The 20,599-nt window shown below is 73.5% G+C and carries 19 protein-coding genes and 1 tRNA gene; 12 read left to right on the top strand and 8 right to left on the bottom strand.

The annotated features are described in order from the left end of the window. Positions 1-51 precede the first annotated feature (51 nt). The 4 genes from HDA33_RS09340 to HDA33_RS09325 all read left to right on the top strand — a co-directional run bounded on the left by HDA33_RS09340 (position 52) and on the right by HDA33_RS09325 (position 4,075). Positions 52-2,607, top strand: coding sequence for an ATP-dependent Clp protease ATP-binding subunit (locus tag HDA33_RS09340; protein WP_184172738.1), 2,556 nt, complete (start codon positions 52-54; stop codon positions 2,605-2,607). Positions 2,608-2,851: 244 nt separating this feature from the next. Further along, positions 2,852-3,055, top strand: a complete 204-nt coding sequence (locus HDA33_RS09335; protein ID WP_158493652.1) for a CsbD family protein — start codon at positions 2,852-2,854, stop codon at positions 3,053-3,055. Between the two features lie 220 nt (positions 3,056-3,275). After that, positions 3,276-3,464 (top strand): Rv0909 family putative TA system antitoxin, encoded by a 189-nt coding sequence (locus HDA33_RS09330; RefSeq protein WP_158491924.1) that lies wholly within the window; start codon positions 3,276-3,278, stop codon positions 3,462-3,464. A 95-nt stretch (positions 3,465-3,559) separates the two neighbouring features. Next, positions 3,560-4,075, top strand: coding sequence for an amino-acid N-acetyltransferase (locus HDA33_RS09325; protein WP_158493651.1), 516 nt, complete (start codon positions 3,560-3,562; stop codon positions 4,073-4,075). A gap of 88 nt (positions 4,076-4,163) precedes the next feature. Here the strand turns inward: HDA33_RS09325 and HDA33_RS09320 are convergent, their stop codons facing one another. After that, positions 4,164-5,096, bottom strand: coding sequence for an HhH-GPD family protein (locus HDA33_RS09320; RefSeq protein WP_184172736.1), 933 nt, complete (start codon positions 5,094-5,096; stop codon positions 4,164-4,166). Positions 5,097-5,134: 38 nt separating this feature from the next. Between HDA33_RS09320 and HDA33_RS09315 the strand changes: the two genes are divergently transcribed. Beyond that, a complete protein-coding gene (locus tag HDA33_RS09315) occupies positions 5,135-6,037 on the top strand; it encodes a hypothetical protein (protein ID WP_184172734.1) in 903 nt (300 codons plus the stop codon). 59 nt (positions 6,038-6,096) lie between these two features. Here HDA33_RS09315 and radA read toward each other — a convergent pair whose 3' ends face one another. Both radA and HDA33_RS09305 read right to left on the bottom strand, forming a co-directional pair. After that, positions 6,097-7,509: a DNA repair protein RadA gene (radA, locus tag HDA33_RS09310; RefSeq protein WP_158493648.1), complete on the bottom strand. Its 1,413-nt coding sequence runs from the start codon at positions 7,507-7,509 to the stop codon at positions 6,097-6,099. A gap of 73 nt (positions 7,510-7,582) precedes the next feature. Further along, positions 7,583-8,752: an FUSC family protein gene (locus HDA33_RS09305; RefSeq protein ID WP_184172732.1), complete on the bottom strand. Its 1,170-nt coding sequence runs from the start codon at positions 8,750-8,752 to the stop codon at positions 7,583-7,585. Between the two features lie 281 nt (positions 8,753-9,033). On the opposite strand from HDA33_RS09305, the gene HDA33_RS09300 reads away from it, so the two are divergent. The 4 genes from HDA33_RS09300 to pstB all read left to right on the top strand — a co-directional run bounded on the left by HDA33_RS09300 (position 9,034) and on the right by pstB (position 13,300). Then, on the top strand, positions 9,034-10,119 hold the full coding sequence (locus HDA33_RS09300) for a substrate-binding domain-containing protein (RefSeq protein ID WP_184172730.1): 1,086 nt from the start codon (positions 9,034-9,036) through the stop codon (positions 10,117-10,119). 144 nt (positions 10,120-10,263) lie between these two features. Then, positions 10,264-11,229, top strand: coding sequence for a phosphate ABC transporter permease subunit PstC (pstC, locus tag HDA33_RS09295; protein WP_017488946.1), 966 nt, complete (start codon positions 10,264-10,266; stop codon positions 11,227-11,229). Next, positions 11,229-12,434 carry a phosphate ABC transporter permease PstA gene (gene pstA, locus HDA33_RS09290; RefSeq protein WP_184172728.1) on the top strand — a complete coding sequence of 402 codons (1,206 nt, stop codon included), beginning with the start codon at positions 11,229-11,231 and terminating at the stop codon, positions 12,432-12,434. Before pstC ends, pstA begins: the two co-directional genes overlap by 1 nt. Positions 12,435-12,520: 86 nt before the next feature. Continuing rightward, positions 12,521-13,300: a phosphate ABC transporter ATP-binding protein PstB gene (pstB, locus tag HDA33_RS09285; RefSeq protein ID WP_017488948.1), complete on the top strand. Its 780-nt coding sequence runs from the start codon at positions 12,521-12,523 to the stop codon at positions 13,298-13,300. Between the two features lie 68 nt (positions 13,301-13,368). On the opposite strand, the gene HDA33_RS09280 is transcribed toward pstB, so the two are convergent. The 3 genes from HDA33_RS09280 to HDA33_RS09270 all read right to left on the bottom strand — a co-directional run bounded on the left by HDA33_RS09280 (position 13,369) and on the right by HDA33_RS09270 (position 15,850). After that, positions 13,369-14,394, bottom strand: a complete 1,026-nt coding sequence (locus HDA33_RS09280) for an inorganic phosphate transporter (protein WP_184172726.1) — start codon at positions 14,392-14,394, stop codon at positions 13,369-13,371. Positions 14,395-14,409: 15 nt separating this feature from the next. Next, on the bottom strand, positions 14,410-15,024 hold the full coding sequence (locus HDA33_RS09275) for a hypothetical protein (RefSeq protein WP_246416928.1): 615 nt from the start codon (positions 15,022-15,024) through the stop codon (positions 14,410-14,412). 151 nt (positions 15,025-15,175) lie between these two features. Continuing rightward, positions 15,176-15,850 carry a hypothetical protein gene (locus tag HDA33_RS09270; protein ID WP_184172722.1) on the bottom strand — a complete coding sequence of 225 codons (675 nt, stop codon included), beginning with the start codon at positions 15,848-15,850 and terminating at the stop codon, positions 15,176-15,178. Between the two features lie 159 nt (positions 15,851-16,009). Between HDA33_RS09270 and HDA33_RS09265 the strand changes: the two genes are divergently transcribed. The 3 genes from HDA33_RS09265 to HDA33_RS09255 all read left to right on the top strand — a co-directional run bounded on the left by HDA33_RS09265 (position 16,010) and on the right by HDA33_RS09255 (position 17,551). Beyond that, positions 16,010-16,082, top strand: a tRNA-Lys gene (locus tag HDA33_RS09265). A 300-nt stretch (positions 16,083-16,382) separates the two neighbouring features. After that, a complete protein-coding gene (locus HDA33_RS09260; protein WP_184172720.1) occupies positions 16,383-16,526 on the top strand; it encodes a hypothetical protein in 144 nt (47 codons plus the stop codon). Between the two features lie 260 nt (positions 16,527-16,786). Then, the gene (locus HDA33_RS09255; protein ID WP_184172718.1) at positions 16,787-17,551 is read left to right on the top strand and encodes a hypothetical protein; all 765 of its coding nucleotides are present in this window, start codon (positions 16,787-16,789) and stop codon (positions 17,549-17,551) included. Between the two features lie 296 nt (positions 17,552-17,847). Here HDA33_RS09255 and HDA33_RS09250 read toward each other — a convergent pair whose 3' ends face one another. Both HDA33_RS09250 and HDA33_RS09245 read right to left on the bottom strand, forming a co-directional pair. Further along, on the bottom strand, positions 17,848-19,329 hold the full coding sequence (locus tag HDA33_RS09250; RefSeq protein ID WP_338104318.1) for a D-arabinono-1,4-lactone oxidase: 1,482 nt from the start codon (positions 19,327-19,329) through the stop codon (positions 17,848-17,850). Further along, a complete protein-coding gene (locus tag HDA33_RS09245) occupies positions 19,326-20,591 on the bottom strand; it encodes an alanine racemase (RefSeq protein WP_184172716.1) in 1,266 nt (421 codons plus the stop codon). Before HDA33_RS09245 ends, HDA33_RS09250 begins: the two co-directional genes overlap by 4 nt. Positions 20,592-20,599 lie beyond the last annotated feature (8 nt).

Genomic DNA, 20,599 nt, shown 5'->3' with positions numbered 1-20,599 from the left:
GGGCGGAGCGGTGCGTAGTCTCGGTCACGACCGTACGCAAGGAGTGTGCCCATGTTTGAGAGATTCACCGACCGTGCCCGGCGCGTGGTGGTGCTCGCCCAGGAAGAGGCGCGCATGCTCAACCACAGCTACATCGGCACCGAGCACATCCTGCTCGGCCTGATCCACGAGGGCGAGGGCGTCGCCGCCAAGGCCCTCGAGTCCATGGACATCTCCCTGGGCGCCGTGCGCGAGAAGGTCCAGGAGGACATCGGCCAGGGCCAGCAGAACCCGCCCGGCCACATCCCCTTCACCCCGCGCGCCAAGAAGGTGCTCGAGCTGTCCCTGCGCGAGGCGCTGCAGCTCGGCCACAACTACATCGGCACCGAGCACATCCTGCTCGGCCTGATCCGCGAGGGCGAGGGCGTCGCCGCCCAGGTGCTCGTGAAGCTCGGCGCGGACCTGAATCGGGTGCGCCAGACGGTCATCCAGCTGCTCTCCGGCTACCAGGGCGGCGCCCAGGGCGGCAAGGAGACCGCCGGAGCCGGCGTCGGCCAGGGCGGCGAGTCCGGCCAGAACGCGGGCTCGGTGGTGCTGGACCAGTTCGGCCGCAACCTCACCGCGGCCGCGCACGACGGCAAGCTGGACCCGGTCATCGGCCGCGCCGGCGAGATGGAGCGCGTCATGCAGGTGCTCTCCCGCCGCACCAAGAACAACCCCGTGCTCATCGGCGAGCCGGGCGTGGGCAAGACCGCCGTCGTCGAGGGCCTGGCCCAGGCGATCGACCGCGGCGACGTCCCGGAGACGCTCAAGGACAAGCAGCTCTACTCGCTGGACCTCGGCTCCCTCGTGGCGGGCTCCCGCTACCGCGGTGACTTCGAGGAGCGCCTGAAGAAGGTGCTCAAGGAGATCCGCACGCGCGGGGACATCATCCTGTTCATCGACGAGATCCACACCCTGGTCGGCGCCGGCGCCGCCGAGGGCGCGATCGACGCCGCCAGCATCCTCAAGCCGATGCTGGCCCGCGGCGAGCTGCAGACCATCGGCGCCACCACGCTGGATGAGTACCGCAAGCACATCGAGAAGGACGCCGCGCTCGAGCGCCGCTTCCAGCCGATCCAGGTGCCCGAGCCGTCCGTCGAGGACGCCACGGAGATCCTGCGCGGCCTGCGGGACCGCTACGAGGCCCACCACAGGGTGTCCATCACCGACGGCGCCCTCAAGGCCGCCGCCACCCTCGCGGACCGCTACGTCTCGGACCGGCACCTGCCGGACAAGGCCATCGACCTGATCGACGAGGCCGGCGCGCGCCTGCGCATCCGCCGCATGACCGTGCCGCCGGAGATCAAGGCCTACGAGTCTCGGATCGCGGAGGTCCGCACCCAGAAGGAGGCCGCCATCGACGGCCAGGACTTCGAAGGCGCCGCCCGCCTGCGGGACCAGGAGCAGCAGCTCGAGGACGAGCGCCGCCAGAAGGAGCAGGCCTGGCGCACCGGCGCGGACTCCGACGTCGCCACCGTGGACGAGGAGCTCATCGCCGAGGTGCTCTCCAAGTCCACCGGCATCCCGGTGTTCAAGCTCACCGAGGAGGAGACGGACCGCCTGCGCACCATGGAGGACGAGCTCCACAAGCGCGTCATCGGCCAGGACGAGGCCATCAAGTCCCTGTCCCGTGCCATCCGCCGCACCCGCGCCGGCCTGAAGGACCCGAACCGCCCCTCGGGGTCGTTCATCTTCGCCGGCCCCACCGGCGTCGGAAAGACGGAGCTGGCCAAGTCCCTCGCGGAGTTCCTCTTCGGGGACGAGGACGCGCTGATCACCCTGGACATGTCCGAGTTCCAGGAGAAGCACACCGTCTCGCGCCTGTTCGGCGCCCCTCCCGGCTACGTGGGCTACGAGGAGGGCGGCCAGCTCACCGAGAAGGTCCGCCGCCGTCCGTTCTCCGTGGTGCTGTTCGACGAGGTGGAGAAGGCCCATCAGGACCTCTTCAACTCCCTGCTGCAGATCCTCGAGGACGGTCGCCTGACCGACTCGCAGGGCCGCGTGGTGGACTTCAAGAACACCGTGATCATCATGACCACGAACCTCGGCACCCGGGACATCTCCAAGGGCGTCATGACCGGCTTCCAGTCGGCCACGGACACCACCACCGGGTACGAGCGGATGAAGGGCAAGGTCAAGGAGGAGCTGCGCCAGCACTTCCGCCCCGAGTTCCTCAACCGTGTGGACGACGTGATCGTGTTCCCGCAGCTGCAGAAGCACGAGATCGTGGAGATCGTGGACCTGTTCGTCTCCCGCCTCGGCAAGCGCCTGGCGGAGCAGGACCTGTCCATCGAGCTCACCCAGGCGGCCAAGGACCTGCTCGCGGACCGCGGCTACGATCCGGCCATGGGCGCCCGCCCGCTGCGCCGCACCATCCAGCAGATGGTGGAGGACCAGCTCTCCGAGAAGATCCTCTTCGGCGAGATCCCGGCCGGCTCCCTCATCACCGTGGACGCCACGGGCGAGGGCGAGGGCGCCGAGCTGACCTTCGGGTTCAGCGGCGGCCGCGAGGCGCTCGAGGGCGCCGAGCTGCCCGAGCTCGAGCCCGGCTCCGGCGAGACGGTGGAGGCCGACCGCTCCGCCTGACCCGCGCAGGCCGCCGCGCCGCGGCCGCCCGACGGCCCGCCGTCCCCTCCCGCCGGGAGGAGGCGGCGGGCCGTCGTCGTCCCCGCCGGGGAGGGGTCCGGGCGCGCCCCGACGGGCGCAGGGCCCGCGGCCGCCGGCGGCGTCGACCCCTTGACCGGTGGATCCGGCGCTCGTTGACTGGGGGACCATCCGGGCCCCCGCCATCGGGGCGGGACCGCCGAGGAGACGAGCGAAGGAGTGCATCATGGCCGACATGGGCAACAAGTTCGACAAGCTCAAGGGCGACGCCAAGGAGGGCCTGGGCAAGGCCACCGGCGACGACCGCCTGCGCGCCGAGGGCAAGACCGAGTCCACCGCCGCCGGCGCCAAGGACGCCGTGCAGAACGCGGGGGACAAGGTCAAGGACGCCGCCGCCGGCATCAAGGACGGCCTCTCCAAGGACCGCTGAGTCCCTGGATCACTGAGCCGGACTCGCGCCGGACGGTCGCCGGACCGGAGGGGCCGGCAAGCCCGCCCCGTCCGCGTCCGGCGAACAGCGGAGCGTGACCCTTCCCAGAGAGCTCTGACAGTGCCAGGGTGGTCCGTGACCGCTCGACGTGGTCCTGCATCACCCCTCCCGGCATCGACCGGGGCGGGCGCGCAGCCCCGAGAAGAAGGAGACCTGTCCTATGGGAATCGGTGACCTGAACAACCTCGCAAACCAGCACTCGGACAAGATCAACGAGGCCGTGGACGGCGCTCAGGAGCAGCACGGCGACAAGCTGGGCGAGCACGCCGACACCGTGAACAAGGGTGTCGACGGCGCCCAGGAGAAGTTCCTGTCCGGTGAGAAGAACGAGGGCGAGCAGCAGGCCTGAGCCTGCCGTCGAGCCGCGGGAGCCCCCGCCCGGTCCGCCGGGACGGGGGCTCCCGTCTGTCCGGACCCGGGGAGGGCGGGCCTAGACTGGGCCCCATGCCTGCCGACCGCCAGATCACCCTGCGCTCCGCGCGGACGGGGGACGTCCCGGCCATCCGCGCGCTCGTGGAGCCGCTGGCCCAGGAGCGCGTGCTGCTCCAGAAGGAGGCGGTGGCCTTCTACGAGGCCATCCAGGAGTTCGTGGTCGCCGAGGACGCGGACGGCTCCCTCGCCGGCTTCGGCGCCCTCCACGTGATGTGGCAGGACATCGCCGAGGTCCGCACCCTCGCCGTCTCCCGGGACCACCGGGGCGCCGGCGTCGGGCACCTGATCCTCGAGGAGCTGCTCAGGCGCGCCCGGGTCGTGGGCGTCGAGCGGGTGTTCTGCCTGACCTTCGAGGTGGAGTTCTTCCGCCGGCACGGGTTCGCCGTGATGGCGGACCAGTCCGCCGTGGACCCCGAGGTCTACGCCGAGCTGCTGCGCTCCACGGACGAGGGCGTGGCCGAGTTCCTCGACCTCGCCCGGGTCAAGCCGAACACCCTCGGCAACACCCGCATGATCCGCACCCTCTGACGCCGGGACGCCCGGAGCGGGCGCGTCGCCCGCCGGTCCTCACCGCCGCGCCTCAACGCCACTCCGCCGGTCCCCGCCGGGGCCGGGCTCAGGACGGGAAGGCGAAGGCGCCGTCGTCGTCCCGGGCCAGCAGGCCGTCCGCCAGCAGCCCGGCCACGCACCGCTCCCACTGCGCGTCCCCGGGGCGGTGCGCCCCCAGGCGCCCACCGGCCACGACGACGGCGCGCAGCCCGTCCCCGGCCACCCGCCCGTGCTCGCGCACCGCGGCCATCACGGCCCCGCGCACCTGCCGGTCCGTGCCGGCCCACGCCTGGCCGCGCGGCGCCTGCTCCGGCGGCGGGGAGCCCGCGGCCACCCAGGCGCACGCGTCGGCGAGCGGGCAGCGCTCGCACGCCGGGGAGCGGGCGGTGCAGACCAGCGCCCCGAGCTCCATGACGCCGGCGTTCCACGCCTGGGCGCGGTCGGGGTCCTCCGGCATGAGGGCGTGGGCGCGGCGCATCTCCGCGCGGGTGAGGCTGCGCCCCGGCAGGGCCTGCCCGCCCACCGCGCGGGCGATCACGCGGCGCACGTTCGTGTCCACCACGGTCTCCGGCAGCCCGAACGCGAAGCTGGAGACGGCCGCCGCCGTGTACTCGCCGATCCCGGGCAGGGCGCGCAGGGCCGACGGGTCGGCCGGGACCTCCCCGCCGTGCCGCTCCACGATCGCCCGGGCGGCCTCCTGCAGGCGCAGCGCGCGCCGCGGATAGCCCAGCCGGTCCCACGCCGTGAGCACGTCCGCCGTGGGGGCGGCGGCGAGGTCGGCGGGGGTCGGCCAACGCTCGAGCCACGCGTGCCAGCGCGGCAGCACCCGCACCACGGGGGTCTGCTGGAGCATGATCTCGGAGACGAGCACGCCCCACGGCGGGCAGTCCGGGCTGCGCCACGGCAGGTCCCGGGCGTGCACGGCGAACCAGTCCAGCACCGCGTCGTGCAGGCGGGGCACGTCCACGGAGGGCGGGACGGCGGTCTCGGGCACAGGCATGGCGTCCACTGTAGGGCGGGCCGCCTACCCTGGAGGGCATGCCGTCTCGTCCGTCTTCCCCCGGGCCGAAGCCGTCCGCCGCCGTCTACCGCCGCCGGCGGCTCGTGGCCGCCCTGCTCGCGCTGGTCCTCCTGCTCCTGGTGGGCTGGGGCCTGTGGTCGCTCATCCGCCTGGGCATGGGCGCGCTCTCCGGGGACGACGCGGAGCCGAGCGTCTCGGCGCCCCCCACCCCGGTGCACTCGCCCTCGCCGGCGCCGCCGTCCGGCGCCACGCCCGGCGCGGCCTCGCCCACGGTGGCCCTCGAGGACGCGGCCGAGTGCCAGCCCTCCGACCTGCGCCTCGTGGCCTCGGCGGACAAGGCCCAGTACCTGCGCGGCGAGGAGGCGGTGCTGCGCCTGAGCGTCACGAACCTCTCCTCGAGCCCGTGCCGGGCGGACGTGGGCACGGCCCGGCAGGAGTTCACGGTGCGCACCGCCGAGGGGGACGACGTGTTCTCCACGCGCGTCTGCCAGGCGGACCCGACGTCCTCGGAGCGGGTGCTGACCCCGCACGAGGAGCTCACGGCCGTGTACCGGTGGTCCGGGCACGCCTCGAACGAGGACTGCGGCACCCCCGGAGCGCTCGCCACGGCGGGCCCGCACCTGCTGACCGTCACCCTGGGGGAGCAGACCTCCCGGCCGGTCGCCCTGCGGATCCAGGAGGAGGCGGCCCCGGGTGCCTGGGACGGCGCCTCCTCGGGCGCCCCGGCGTCCGGTTCGCCCGCGCCCTCGACGCCGGCCTCCCCGTCCGCGACGGGCTCGGCGCCCGCCGCCTCCTCGCCCGCCGTCTCCTCACCCGCCGCGCCGTCGGGCTCGGCGTCCGCCGCCTCCTCGCCCGCCCCGGCCTCCGGGTCGCCCGCGGCCTCGACTCCGGCCACGCCGTCGGCCTCGCCCTCGCGCTGACCGCTCGCCGGGCGCACGGGCGCCCGGCCGTGCCTCGGGCGCAGAGGCGCGGACCGCGGTCAGGCGCCCGCGCCGGCCCCCGTCCACGTGGGGATCGTGGCGAGGGCCTCGCCGATGGAGCCGACCTGGGCCACCGTGAACCCGGCGGGGACGTCCCCGAGAGGCTCGGGGGAGCGGGGGACCAGCGCCCGGGTGAAGCCGAGCCGGGCGGCCTCGCGCACCCGCCGGCCGATGCCCGGCACGGGGCGCACCTCCCCGGCCAGGCCGAGCTCGCCCACCGCGATCATCCCCTGCGGCACGGGGGCCGCGAGCTTGGCGGAGGCCACCGCCACGGCCACCGCGAGGTCCGAGGCCGGCTCGGACAGCCGCACCCCGCCCACGGTGGCCACGTAGCAGTCGTCCTGGGCCAGGGCGAAGCGGGCCCGGCGCTGCAGCACCGCCAGCAGCATGTTCACGCGCGCCGCGTCCACGCCGGAGACGGTGCGGCGCGGACCGCCGCCCGCCGAGGGCGTCAGCAGGGACTGCACCTCGGCCACGAGCGGACGCCGCCCCTCGAGGGTCACGGTCACGCACGTGCCCTCCACGGGCTCGGCCACGCCGGACAGGAACAGGCCCGAGGGGTCGTCGAGGGACTCGATGCCGTCCTCACGCAGGTCGAAGCAGCCCACCTCGTCCGTGGGGCCGAACCGGTTCTTCACGGCGCGCACCAGGCGCAGCCGCGAGTGGCGGTCCCCCTCGAACTGGCAGACCACGTCCACGAGGTGCTCGAGCAGGCGCGGGCCGGCGATGGTGCCGTCCTTGGTCACGTGGCCCACCAGCACGGTGGTGATGCCCTTCTCCTTGGCCGTGCGGATGAGGCTGGCCGCCACCTCCCGCACCTGGCTCACGCCGCCGGCGATCCCGTCCACCTCGGTGGACTGCAGGGTCTGCACGGAGTCCACGATCACCAGCTCCGGGTCCGTCCGCTCGATCTGCCCGAGCGCCCGGCCCAGGTCCGTCTCGGCGGTGAGGCGCAGGGTGTCCGCGATCGCCCCGATCCGGTCCGCGCGGGAGCGCACCTGCGCCGCGGACTCCTCGCCCGTGAGGTACAGGACCGAGCGCGGCCCGCCCCCGCCCGCGCCGCGCGCCGTCTGCGCCGCCACGTCCAGCAGCAGCGTGGACTTGCCGATGCCCGGCTCGCCGGCCAGCAGGATCACCGCGCCGGGCACCAGGCCGCCGCCGAGCACCCGGTCCAGCTCGCGCACGCCCGTGGAGCGGAACGAGGCGAGCGTGGCGTCCACGTCCGCGATGCGCGGGGCCACCTCCGCCACCGTGGCGGCCCGGGTGCGGCCCGTGGTGGACGTCAGCCCGACCTCCTCCACGGTTCCCCACGCCTGGCACTCCCCGCAGCGGCCCACCCACTTCACGGTGGTCCAGCCGCACTCGGTGCAGCGGTATCCGGGGGCGCGCTTCGCGGCGGTCTTGGTGGCCATGCGCCCACTCTAGGAGCCAGGCCGGACGGGATACGGCGGGCCGGGGTGAGGACGTGGAGCGCCGCCGTCGGGCTCAGACGCGCGGCAGGTAGGCGCGCGCCTCGTCGTGCGGGGCGCCGGTGGCCTCCAGGAGGTCCACCATCATGGGCCGCAGCAGCATCACGAGCGCCTCGCCGTGCAGCGAGCCGCCGCCCAGCTCGCGCGGGTCCAGTCGGGAGGCCGAGGCCCCCAGCGCGTCCCGCGCCACGGACAGGGAGCGGTGGCGGCCCTCGGCCTGCGGCTCCACGAGGGAGCGGTGCAGGATCCCGACGGCGTCCGCGGCGTCGTCGAACCAGGCCGCGAGGCGCTCGCGGTGGTCGTCGTCGAACGCTCCCTCGTCCAGGACCGAGACCACGCGCCGGGCCACGATCCGCAGGGAGCGCACGGCCAGGTCCGAGCGGTCGGCGGCGTTCGCCGCGTCGGACACGAAGGACCGTGACCTGCGCTGGAGCGGGTTGAAGGTGGCCTGCTCCTGGGCCATCTCCAGCTCCGCGCGGATCGACTCGAGCGTCCCCTGCGTGCCGCGGCACGCCACGAGCGCCATCCACGCCGTGCGGGAGTCCTCCTGGCGCAGGGCGCGGGAGAGGTCCCGCAGGACGGTGGCCATCGAGTCGTAGAGGCCCTCCAGGTGCCGTGCCGTGCCGCGGCGCACGTCCTGCGGCGAGAGGAAGGTGACCACGAGGGCCAGCAGTCCGCCCACGAGGGCGTCGGCGCTGCGGGCGAACGGCCCGCCCTGGGCGGCGGGCAGCAGCACCACGAGCACGGACTGCAGGGACATCTGCATGGTGAAGGTGGCCCCGGAGTCCAGGAAGCGCGCCACCATCACGGAGATGAACACCACCACGGTGGCCTGCCAGAGCCCGCGCCCCAGTGCCGCCAGAAGCAGGTCGCCGATGAGGATGCCCACCGTGCAGCCCACCGCCACCTCGGCCACCTTGCGCAGCTTCGGCTCGCGCTGGAAGCCCAACGCGATCAGCAGGGCCGTGGAGGCGAAGAGCGGCTGGTGGTGGCCCAGCACGGTCTCGGCGAACCAGTAGGCGCCCACGGCGCACACGGCAATGAGGGCGGCGTGGGGCACGGAGGAGCGCACGCGGGACCACCCGGCGCGGGAGCGGCGGCGCAGGAAGCGGCGCAGGCGCGCGCCCCGGGACTCCGGAGCCACCACGGGCACCGTCCCGGTGGCGGTGGCGAAGCGGTCCGACATGCGGCCAGCCTAGCCGCGGGCCGCGCCGCTGCCCTCGCCGTGGCGCCGTCGTCCCGTCGGCGGCTGGACAAGGCCCCGCCGAGCGGGCCCCTGGGGCGGCCCCAGCCTGCCATTGTGACCCGCGACACCGCTCGACGCCCGGAATGCCGGGCCCGTTCACCGTCTGTTCATCCGGGCCGGACATTCGATTCACCTCCGCCCCCTAGCGTCGGGAACGTCGCAGCTCCGGGCTCACCGGACGCCCTGCCCCACCCACGTCGTCTGACTGAAAGAGGCTCTCCGTGAAGGCTCTCCGCTTCGGCCGCTCCGCCGCGCTCCTGTCCGTGGCCGCACTCGCCCTGACCGCCTGCGGCGGCAACGACGGCGGCAACGCCTCCTCCGGCTCGTCCGAGGGCGGCACCGCCAGCGGCACCCTGATCGGCGGCGGCGCCTCCTCGCAGGAGTCCGCGATGACCGCGTGGGCCGACGGCGTGAAGTCCGTGGCCCCCGAGCTGACCGTGCAGTACTCGCCGGACGGCTCCGGCGCCGGCCGCGAGGGCTTCCTCGGCGGCGCGTTCTCCTTCGCCGGCTCCGACGCCGCCCTCAAGGAGGATGAGGCCGAGCAGGCCAAGCAGATCTGCGGCGACAACGGCGCCTTCCACGTGCCGGCCTACATCTCCCCGATCGCCGTCGCCTTCAACCTCGAGGGCGTGGACGAGGTCAAGATGGACGCCGAGACCATCGCCAAGGTCTTCTCCAAGGAGATCACCACCTGGAACGACCCGGCCATCGCGCAGCAGAACGAGGGCGTCGAGCTGCCCGACACCGCGATCACCGTCGTGCACCGCTCGGACGACTCGGGCACCACCGAGAACTTCACCGCCTACCTCACCGAGGCCGCCGGCGACGCCTGGAAGTACGACGAGGTCGAGACCTGGCCCTCCGAGATCACCGCCGAGTCCGCCCAGGGCACCCGCGGCGTGGTCGGCCAGGCCGCCCAGACCGACGGCGCCATCACCTACGCGGACGCCTCCGCCGTGGGCGAGCTCGGCACCGTGGCCGTGAAGGTCGGCGAGGAGTACGTGCCGTACTCCTCCGACGCCGCCGCGAAGACCGTCTCCGCCTCCGAGCAGAACGAGGACGGCTCGATCGAGCTCGACCGCGCCACCACCGAGGCCGGCGTCTACCCGGTCGTGCTGGTCTCGTACCACATCTACTGCAACCAGTACCAGAACCAGGAGACCGCCGACCAGGTGAAGGCGTTCGCCTCCTACGTCGTGTCCGAGGACGGCCAGAAGGCCGCCGAGGAGGCCGCGGGCAACGCCCCGATCGGCGCCGAGACCCGCGATGCCGCCGTGGAGCGCATCGAGGCCATCACCGCCGGCTGATCCCCGTCTGCTGACGGCGGAACCGCCGCGACGGCCCCGGCCGCCGGTCCCGCACGGGACCGGCGGCCGTCGGCCTGAACGGCGGCCCCCCTCCGCGGCGCCGCCGCGGACATCCCCACTGCACCGACCACGAGGGAAGTCACCGTGACCTCACCAGCCACCGAAGCGCCTCCCCGCGCCACCACGCTCAAGTCCTCCCGGGGTGGCGCCGCCGGCGACAAGGTCTTCTCCGGCCTGTCGCTGGCCGCAGGCGTCCTGATCCTGCTGACCCTCGCCTTCGTGGCGATCTTCCTCGTGGTCCGCTCGCTGCCGGCGCTGTTCCCGGACGCCTACGGCACGCCGCTGAAGTCCGCAGACACCTTCTTCCAGTACGTCTGGCCGCTCATGGCCGGCACGATCATGGCGGCGGTCATCGCACTGCTGCTGGCCACGCCCGTGGCCGTCGGCGTCGCGCTGTTCATCTCGCACTACGCGCCGCCGAAGATCGCCCAGCCCGTGGGCTACGTGATCGACCTGCTGGCCGCCATCCCGTCCGTGATCTACGGCATCTGGGGCTGGCTCACCCTCGCCCCGGTCATGGTGCCGATCTACCAGTGGCTCAACGAGTACCTGGGCTTCATCCCGTTCTTCGGCGGCCCGGTCACCGGCACCGGCCGCGTGATCATGACCTCCGGCGTGGTGCTGGCCGTGATGATCCTGCCGATCATCACGGCCCTCTGCCGTGAGATCTTCCGGCAGACCCCGAAGCTGCACGAGGAGGCCGCGCTCGGCCTCGGCGCCACCCGCTGGGAGATGATCAAGATGACCGTCTTCCCGTTCGCGCGGGCGGGCATCGTCTCCTCGGTCATGCTCGGCCTGGGCCGCGCCCTCGGCGAGACCATGGCCGTCACCCTGGTCCTCTCGGCCGGCGGGTTCAGCCTGTCCCTCATCGAGGAGGGCCGCAACGCCACCATCCCGTCGGAGATCGCGCTGAACTTCCCGGAGGCCTACGGCATCCGGCTCAACGAGCTGATCGCGGCCGGCCTCATGCTGTTCGTCATCACCCTGGTGGTCAACATGACGGCGCGCTGGATCGTGAACAAGCACAAGGAATTCTCGGGGGCCAACTGATGAGCACCGCAATCGACGACGTCTCGACGCGCCAGGACACCCCGCCGTCGAAGCACCGCCAGAACTCCCTCACGGCCGGGCAGAAGCCCGACTGGGTGTGGATGGCCATCGCCGCCGCGGCGGTCCTGCTCGGCCTCGGCATCGAGGCCCTCCTCAGCGGGGCGGCCCCGTTCTCCGAGGACTTCTCCCTCGCCCGCTTCGTGGTGCTCGCCGGCGTCCTCTACATCGCCGGCATGTACCTCGTGACCCGCGTGATGGAGAACCGCCGCCGCGCCTCGGACGGGCTGTGGAAGAACCTCGTGTGGACCGCGTTCCTCATCGCGCTGGTGCCCCTGGTCTCCGTGATCTGGACCGTGCTCGAGGGCGGCGGTCCCACGCTGCTCTCCAACCCGCAGGTCCTGTGGAACGATATGGACGGCGTCACCGGCGCCACCGACGCGGCCTACGACCAGGCGGGATCGCCCGCCGGCGGGCTGCCCGGCGGCTTCGCCCACGCCCTGATCGGCACCCTCGTGATCACGATCATCGCGACGCTGATCGCCGTGCCGATCGGCATGCTCGCCTCCATCTACCTCGTGGAGTACGGCCGCGACGGCTGGCTGTCCCGTGCCATCACCTTCTTCGTGGACGTGATGACCGGCATCCCCTCCATCGTGGCCGGCCTGTTCGCCTACGCGGCGATGACCGTGCTGCTCGAGCTCATCATGGGCCCCGGCCCGGCGGCCCTCCAGGCGGTCAAGATGGGCTTCACCGCCGCCGTCGCGCTCACCGTGCTGATGATCCCCGTGGTGGTCCGCTCCACCGAGGAGATGCTCCGCGTGGTGCCGAACGAGCTGCGCGAGGGCTCGTACGCCCTGGGCGTGCGCAAGTGGCGCACCATCTTCAAGGTGGTGCTGCCCACGGCCATCTCCGGCATCGCCTCGGGCGTCACGCTGGCCATCGCACGCGTGACCGGCGAGACCGCGCCGATCCTCGTGACCGCCGGCTACGCCATGACCACGAACTGGAACGCCTTCGACAACTGGATGACCGCCCTGCCGGTGTACATCTACCGTCAGATCGTGTCCCCCACCTCCCCGACCGCAGCGGACCCCTCCATGGCCCGCGCCTGGTCGGCGGCCCTGGTCCTGATCCTCATCGTGATGGCCCTGAACCTGCTCGCCCGCGTCATCGCCAAGGCGTTCGCCCCCAAGACCGGACGGTGACGGCCGGCCGGCCCGGCGTCGTCCGGGCCGGCCGCCCCCGCCCACCCAGACTCCCGCTCCCCAGCGATCCCCAGAAAGAGGACAGCATGTCCAAGCGCATCCAGGCCAAGGACGTCGACGTCTACTACGGCAAGTTCAAGGCCGTCGAGGGCGTCAACATCGACATCGCCCCCCGCACCGTGACCGCGTTCATCGGTCCCTCCGGCTGCGGCAAGACCACCTTCCTGCGCGCCATCAACCGCATGCACGAGGTGCTCCCGGGCGCCCACGTGGAGGGCCAGCTCCTGCTCGACGGCGAGGACGTCTACGGCCCCGGCGTGGACCCGGTGACGGTCCGCTCGCAGATCGGCATGGTCTTCCAGCGCCCCAACCCGTTCCCCACCATGTCCATCCGGGACAACGTGCTCGCCGGCTACAAGCTCAACGGCACCCGCCTCTCCCGCTCCCGCGCGGACGAGATCGTGGAGAAGTCCCTGCGCGGCGCCAACCTCTGGAACGAGGTCAAGGACCGCCTGGACAAGCCCGGCTCCGGCCTGTCCGGCGGCCAGCAGCAGCGCCTGTGCATCGCCCGCTCCGTGGCCGTCTCCCCAGACGTGATCCTCATGGACGAGCCCTGCTCCGCCCTGGACCCGATCTCCACCCTGGCGGTCGAGGACCTGATCAACGAGCTCAAGGAGCAGTACACGGTCATCATCGTCACGCACAACATGCAGCAGGCCGCGCGCGTGGCGGACAAGACCGCGTTCTTCAACATCCAGGGCATCGGCCAGCCCGGCAAGCTGATCGAGTTCGACGACACCAACGTCATCTTCAACAACCCCTCGAACCAGCAGACCGAGGACTACGTCTCCGGCCGCTTCGGCTGAGCCGTCCCGTCCGTCCCCCGACCCCGTCCGGCCGCGCGCCGGGCGGGGTCGCGGCGTCTGCGGGGGCCTCAGGCCAGGGGCAGCAGGGCCAGGGTGCCCAGCAGGCCGAGGGCGGCGCACACCACCGGGGTGAGCAGCCACCAGCCGCCCACGCGCAGCACGGTGGGCCAGCGCACGGAGGCGTAGGTCTGCGTCTGGCCGGCGCCCACGATGGCCGCCGTCGCCGTGTGCGTGGAGGACAGCGGCAGGTGCAGCACGAGCGAGCCCACGAACAGCAGGCCGGCGGGGACGACGGCGGCCACGGACGCCCGCAGCGGGTCCAGGCGCACGAGGCGCTCGGTGAGGGTCCAGGCGATGCGCCACGCGCCGCCCAGCGTGCCCAGGGCGATCGCGAGGGCGAAGAGGACGGAGACGACCACGAACTCGGCCGTCAGCGCGTCCGGGGAGAGCGCGGCCCCGGAGCCCAGCAGCACGGCGGCCCACAGCACGCCCACCCGCTGGCCGGCCTGCAGGCCGTGGCCCATGGCCATGGCGCCGGCAGACACCGCGAGGGCGATGCGGGCCCGGCGCTGGACGTTGACGGTGGTGCCCGTCGTCGCCACCTGCACCACCGGCCCGGTGAGCAGGCGGGCCAGGCCCCACGCGATCACGGGGGAGAGCAGCAGGCTGAGCACCACCTCCACGCGGACGCTCTCGAGGATGGAGCCGGCGAGGTCGTCGTGCAGGCTCAGCTGCACGGCCAGGTGGGCGCCGGCCAGCGCGGAGAGCACCGCGTGGGTGGTGGAGCCGGGCAGCCGGCGCCACCACAGCAGCAGGCCCCACAGGACGGCGACCACGGCCGTCACGCCCACGGCGAGCGGGCCGACGTCGCCACGCACTGCGGGCGAGGTGAAGTAGTGCACGCTCAGCGTGATCAGGCCGATGCCCAGCAGGGCGCCCACCGCGTTGATCAGGGCGGTCATCACCAGTGCGAGGCGGGGCGTGAGGGCGCGGAAGCGCACGGGCAGCGCGACGGCGTTGGGGGCGTCCCGGAACCCCGTCATGGCGGCCAGGGCGCACAGCAGGAGGGCGACGACGGCGAGTCCGGGCGTCACGGGGCGCCGCCCGGCTCAGGACTCACGGACCAGCACCATGCCCAGGTCGGTGTTGACGCGGCCGAGGGCCTCGAGGGCCGACTGCAGGGCCCAGGCCACCTCGCGCTGACGGTTGAAGTCGCGCTGCAGCAGGTCCATGCCGAGGTCGGCGAGCCACTGGACCATGATCCGTTCGGTGCGGCGGGAGGCGCGCAGCAGCTGCATCCACGTGGCCTCGAGGGCGTCGAGGTCGCGCAGCTCGGTGGTGGAGCGGCCCAGGAGCTCGGCCTGGCGGCCGACGGTCTCCAGGACGTCGAGCGCGTGCGCGGGCAGGTGCTCGAGGTCCGCGCGCTGGATGAGCACGCCGGCGGAGACCACGCGCTGGGTGGCGGCGTGCACGCCGCCGGCCAGTCGGTAGAGGTCCTGGCGGGGCAGGGGAGTCACGTAGGCGCTGCGCAGCGCGGTGAGGAAGGACATGAGGGAGGCCGTGGAGGCGGCGTCGAGGTCCTCGAGCTCGCGGGCGGTCCGGTCGGCCTCCGGCCCGCGGGCGCCGGCCACCTGGGCCACGAGGTGCACGGAGCGGCGCAGCGCCTCCGCGAGGTCCACGATGTGGCGCAGCGCTGGGGTGTCGCGCGTGACCAGCCAGGGCATCCGGGGGGACATGGGACGGCGGCTCTCTCGATCGGCGGGTGCGGGGAGGGGCGACGACGACGCCGGACCGGGAACGCCTCTCGGCGGAAGGCCGCTCGCAGCGGCTGAATGTTGGAGCCCGGGGTTACCAGCGGCCCGACGCCGTCACGGATCAGTCTAGCGATCCGTTCCGGAACGCTCGAGCCGCCTCCTCCAGGGCCTCGGAGGTGGAGACGAGCCGGGCCGCGCGGCGGGTGAGTCCGGCGGCGAGGGCGGGGTCGGCGGCCTCGGCGGCCGCGGCGTGCTCGACCTGGCCCAGGGCCACGACGCGCCCGTAGGCGCCCGCGCGCTCGAAGGCGACGTCGATCTCGGAGCGGTACGCGCCCGTGAGGATGGTGTCCGTGAGACGGCGCAGCTCGTCGGGCCCGGGCGGCTCCACGGCCCCGGCCACCGCGCGGGCCGCGTGCGCGGCGTGCCCGGCGCGGTACCAGGCGGCCCAGCGCTCGCCGTCGCGGGCCGTGGCCTCCTGGAGCGCGTAGAGCCGCCAGAGGGCGCCGGCGAGGGACACGGGCGGGGCGTCCGCCCACAGCTCGGCGAGGGTCTCCACGCCCAGCTCGCGGACGAGCCCCACGAGCCGCTCCACCACCTCGGGGTCCTCCTCGGCGCGGCCGCCTGCCACGAGGGCGTGGGCGAGCCGGGAAGCGGCCGCGGCCACCTCCTGCGGGTCCTCGCCGCCGGCGAAGCGCGCGAGCTCGTCCGGCTCGGACAGGCGCGGCCGGTGCGGGCGCACCAGGCCGGAGGCGCTCGAGCTGGCGCCGCGGCCGGTGGTCTGGCGGTGTCGGGCCATGGGCGGACGGCTCCTCTCGGGGGCTCGGCGGGGCGGGGGCCGACGGCGACGGCGGACGGCCCGGTCCACGGTAGTGCCCCCGCCGGGTCGGCTACCATCGAAGGGTGCCCGTGAGGGTCGCCGCCGGGGCCGAGCGCCGCCGTCGTCGGCCGCGGGCGAGGGCCTTTAGCTCAGCTGGCAGAGCATCGGACTTTTAATCCGCCGGTCGCGGGTTCGATCCCCGCAGGGCCCACCGGGAACGGCCCCTGACTCGGGAATATTCCGAGCCGGGGGCCGTCTGGTTATCCGCGAACGCCTCCTACCCAGCGGGGACCTGCAAGCGGAGACCCGGCGGAGTGACTACGGCTGCCGACGTTATCGCCTCATTTGAGGAAGGCCGCCAGGCTGACGATGAGCGCCAATGCTGTACCCAGGAATATCAGCCACGCAGCCCAGCACCTGGCGATGACGCCGCGCGTTCGCCGGCACCGTGCCCTCCCGGGCTGCCACCAGCACCTCCGCGGTTTTCCGCTGGGCCTCCAGCGCCGCGCGCGTGTCCGACAGCCTGGACCTCAACATAGCCGCGATGCTCGCTGAGGCTGACGCCCGGGAGGCGGCCCTCCTGGCGTCCGCGCCCCCGCCCAAGCTCTCAGCTGAGGACCGCCGCGTCCTGGCCCAGCTCTGCCGGGAGCCCTGACCCCTGACGGCCCCACGCACGCCCCGTTTCCCTTCCCGGGAGGCGGGGCGTCGTCGTGCCCACGGGAGGTCGGGAGAGGATCGCCTGCGGCCCGGGAGCGGGGCGTCCTTCCCCCGGTATGGCTTCCGCAGGTCCACCTATCCAGCGCACAGCCGTAGATGTCTGCGGCATCATGGGCGTCCAGAAGATATAGGCGGCCGAGCATGGTTGCCGGGCAGGGTGGGGCCTGGAATGCCCATCCGGGGTCAAGGGGCTAAATCTTGGTAGTTTTTATAGGTCAGGCGGCGCCTGAAGCATCTGCAATATCCTCCATTTGGGAGGGTGCTGCCGTAGTTGTGTCTTTCTTAGCTCTCATTCTTTCAATAGTGGCATTGCGCCTTTCTAATAGAAGGCAGGTGGATGCAAACTCAATCGCCGGGGATGCTCGGAATGAAGCTCGAAAAGCCAATGCAATCGCTGTCGAAGCAAAGGACATCGCCCTCCAGGAGAGTGAGCGGTCCTATCGAGTGAAGATGTATGAACTGCTTACCCCGGCCGCTTCTGCCATGCAGGCTCTCGCTGACGCTCTCCAGGGTCCTCCTCGCAAGGGTCGCGCTAGCGAGGAGTTTGGCGAGCTGGTTGGTGAGGCTGTGGGGTCACTCAGCGCGGCTCGATCCCTGGCAGGAGCGGGTACTGCTGGATCGCGGGCGGTGAGTCATGCAATCAAAATAGTGATGACTGTTCTCGAGGTGGTTCTAACCTACCGTTCAATCAGCCCCGAGGAACTTTCCAAGATGAACCCCGAGACGAAGAGGGGAATTAAGAGGCTTGCTGAGACCTCGATATCGAGTTTAAAGGTGGCGGCCCTCTATGTGAATGGAATTCCCTCCGCCGGGACGGAGGGCCCCTCCTTGGAAAGCCTGGACAGTGACCTCGGCGGACTTTTAGAGGTGTGTAGAGGGCGATTGGAGCGGTTGGAGCAGCTGGGTTTCAAGGGAGTTCTGTTCCAGAACGAGGAGCTCCTACTATCCCGACTGGAGGAGTGACCGGGGGCGGGGGCTTGGCATGTCTGACGCATCGACCGCCGTAGACCCGCGAACGGCCCAGCGTCTACCCAGCGGAAACGTTCAGAAACAGGCGGATTGGCCCGGATGGGAAGGCGGCTCGGGCCGCCCAGAATCGGCGGAATCATGCGGACAACAGGGCCGGTGGGGCGCCCCAGAACCTAGACCCTAGACTCCGCCGGTCGCGGGTTCGATCCCCGCAGGGCCCACAGCGAACGGCCCCTGACTCGGCATGACGCCGGGCCGGGGGCCGTCGTCGTCCCGCGGCGGGGCGCCCCTCAGGCTCCCAGCACGCGGTTCAGGTGGTCGTTGGCGAAGACCCGGCCCGGGTCGACGGCGTCGCGCTGGGCCAGGAAGTCCCCGAACCGGGGGTAGGCCTCGGCGGCCCACGCGGCGTCGCGGGTGTGCTCCTTGCCCCAGTGCGGGCGCCCGTCTAGGCCCAGGAACAGCTCCTCGACCGCGCGGAAGCAGTCGGTGGGGTCCTCGCGGTGGTAGCGGTGCACGGCCAGGTACACGGACTCGCGGCCGTGCGCGGTGGAGAGCCACACGTCGTCGGCGGCCGCGGTGCGGACCTCCACGGGGAAGGAGACCGGGTCCCCGCCGCGGGCGCGGTCGGCCAGGAGCGCGCGCAGGCAGGTGAACGCCTCCGTGAAGCGCTCGAGTGGCAGCGCGTACTCCATCTCCCGGAAGCGCACCGCGCGGTCCGCCACGAACACCCGGTGGGAGACGTCCGTGTAGGTGCGGCGGTCCACGCCGCGCGCGGCCGCCGCGTTGAGCGCCGGCACGAGCCGCGGCATGCGGGCGCCCAGGCGGCACGTCGCCTCGTAGAGGCCGTTGGCGAGGATCCGGTCCATCACGGCGGCGCGCAGCGGCGGCACGGGGTCCAGGCCCGAGCCCAGCGGCAGCCGGGTGTTCTCCTTGGTGAGGGCCACGGACGTGCCCGGGAACCAGTAGAACTCGAGGTGGTCCGCGGCCCGGGAGCGCTCCACGAAGGAGGCGACGACGTCCTCCAGCGGCTCCGACCGCTCCTCGGCCCGCAGCAGGAACGCCGGCACGGCCTGGATCTCGGCCTCCACGACCACGCCGAGCGCGCCGAGGCCCACCCGGGCGGCCTGGAACAGCTCCGGCTCGGTCCGCACGTCCAGCCATCGGACCGCGCCGTCCGCGGTGACGAGCCGCAGCCCCGTGACCATCCCGCCGTAGCCGGTGAAGCCCAGCCCGGTGCCGTGCGTCGAGGTGCTCAGCGCCCCGGCCAGGCTCTGCCGGTCGATGTCCCCCATGTTCGCCAGCGCGAGCCCGTGCGCCCCCAGCAGCGGGCCGAGCCGGTGCAGGGGCGTGCCCGCGAGTACGCGCACCCGACCGGTGGCCCGGTCCACGCCCGTGAGGCCGCTGAGGGCGTCGAGCTCCAGCTGCACGCCGTCCGTGACGGCGATCGGGCTGAACGAGTGCCCGGCGCCGATCGGCTTCACGCGCCGTCCCGCCGCCGCGGCCCTCCTGACGACGTCGGCCACCTCCGCCACGGAGCCCGGCCGGGCCGTCTCGGCGGGGGCCCAGGACGCCGAGCCGGACCAGGTGGTCCGGCGGCCCGCGCCGGGGCCGGGGGCGCCGTCGTCGTGGCCGCGGACCGCGCCGCCCTCGCGCCCCGCACCGCCCTCACGGGCCGCGCGGGGCAGCCGCACCAGGCGGGGCGGCGGGACCGCGCCGCGCAGGGCCCCGAGGGCGCGGCGGGACGGCGAGGCGGGGGAGGGCGAGGCGGTCACGTGAACATCCTCCCCTCGCCCCGGTACGTGGGCCAGAGGTCCACGATCGCGTCGGCCTGCGCGCTGTACACGGCGACGGCGTCCAGGTGCTCGGCCGGCTCGCCGCCCTTGGCATGGCGGAAGAACACCGGGTCGCCGAGGGCGAGACGTGCGGCGCCCGGCCCGTGCAGCGGCGTCTGCACCTCGCCGGCACCCTCCTGCCGCGTGAGCCGCAGCCCCGCGGGCCAGGCCACCGTGGGCCACCGGTCCGCGCCCGGCGCGCCCGAGGCGATCCAGCCGCCGCCGGCCACCGTGACCACGTCCGGTGCGGGCCGGCGCACCACGGGGCGAACGTAGGACGCCGCCGGGCGCAGATCCAGGCCGTGGAAGCCGTCGAAGCTCGCGGGCGCCAGCAGGCCGGAGCCGGCGCCGAGCTCGGTCACCACGCCCTCGGCCGCCGTCTCGGCCAGCGAGCCGGTGCCGCCGCCGTTGACGAAGTCCAGCTCCGCACCCGCCGCGCGGACCGCCTGCCGCACCGCCGTCACGATCGCCGGCCGCCGCCGGGCGAGGTCCCGCCGCGAGCCGGACTTCACCACGCGCACGGCCGCGGCGCGCGGACCGGAGGCGTCGGGGAGCCCGGCCACCTGGGCCTCGTAGGCCAGCACGCCGCTCAGCCGGACCCCGGGCGTCCGCAGGATCCGGTCCGCGAGCTCCCGGGCCTGGTCCGGGGTGCGCACGGGGGAGCGCAGGGCACCCACGCGCAGCCGGGCGAGCGGGCGCCACGCCGTGTCCACGTCCAGGCACAGCCGCAGCGGCGGCAGGTCCGCGGCCCCCTGGCCGGGGTGCACGCCCGCGGCGCGGACGCGGTCCTCGATCCAGCGCAGGTGCTCCGCCGAGTCCACCGTGAGCACCACCGCCGCGCGGGCCCGCGGCGAGCGCAGCAGCGCGTCCAGGGCGGCCTCGTCCGCGGTGGGGTAGGCCACGAGCACGTCCGGCTGCCCGGACTCGGCCCACCACAGCGCCTCGGCCAGCGCGTACGCCATCACCCCGCGGAAGCCGGGCTGCTCCAGGGCCTCGACGACGGCGCGGCGGATCCGCAGGGACTTGGAGGCCACACGCACCGGCACGCCCGCCGCCCGGGCGGCCATGACGGCGGCGTTCGCCCGGAACGCGTCCAGGTCCAACACGCCGAGCGACCGGGAGCGGTCCGCGGCGGGCAGCGCGGCGAGCGCGTCCGCGTACCGCTCGTAGGGCGGCGCCACGGGGCGGGCGGGGCGGGGCATATCTAGGA

The organism is Micrococcus endophyticus (genome assembly GCF_014205115.1).
Lineage (GTDB): Bacteria > Actinomycetota > Actinomycetes > Actinomycetales > Micrococcaceae > Micrococcus > Micrococcus endophyticus.
Note: the sequence above shows the minus strand (reverse complement) of the source record. Positions and strands in the feature narration are given on the sequence as shown.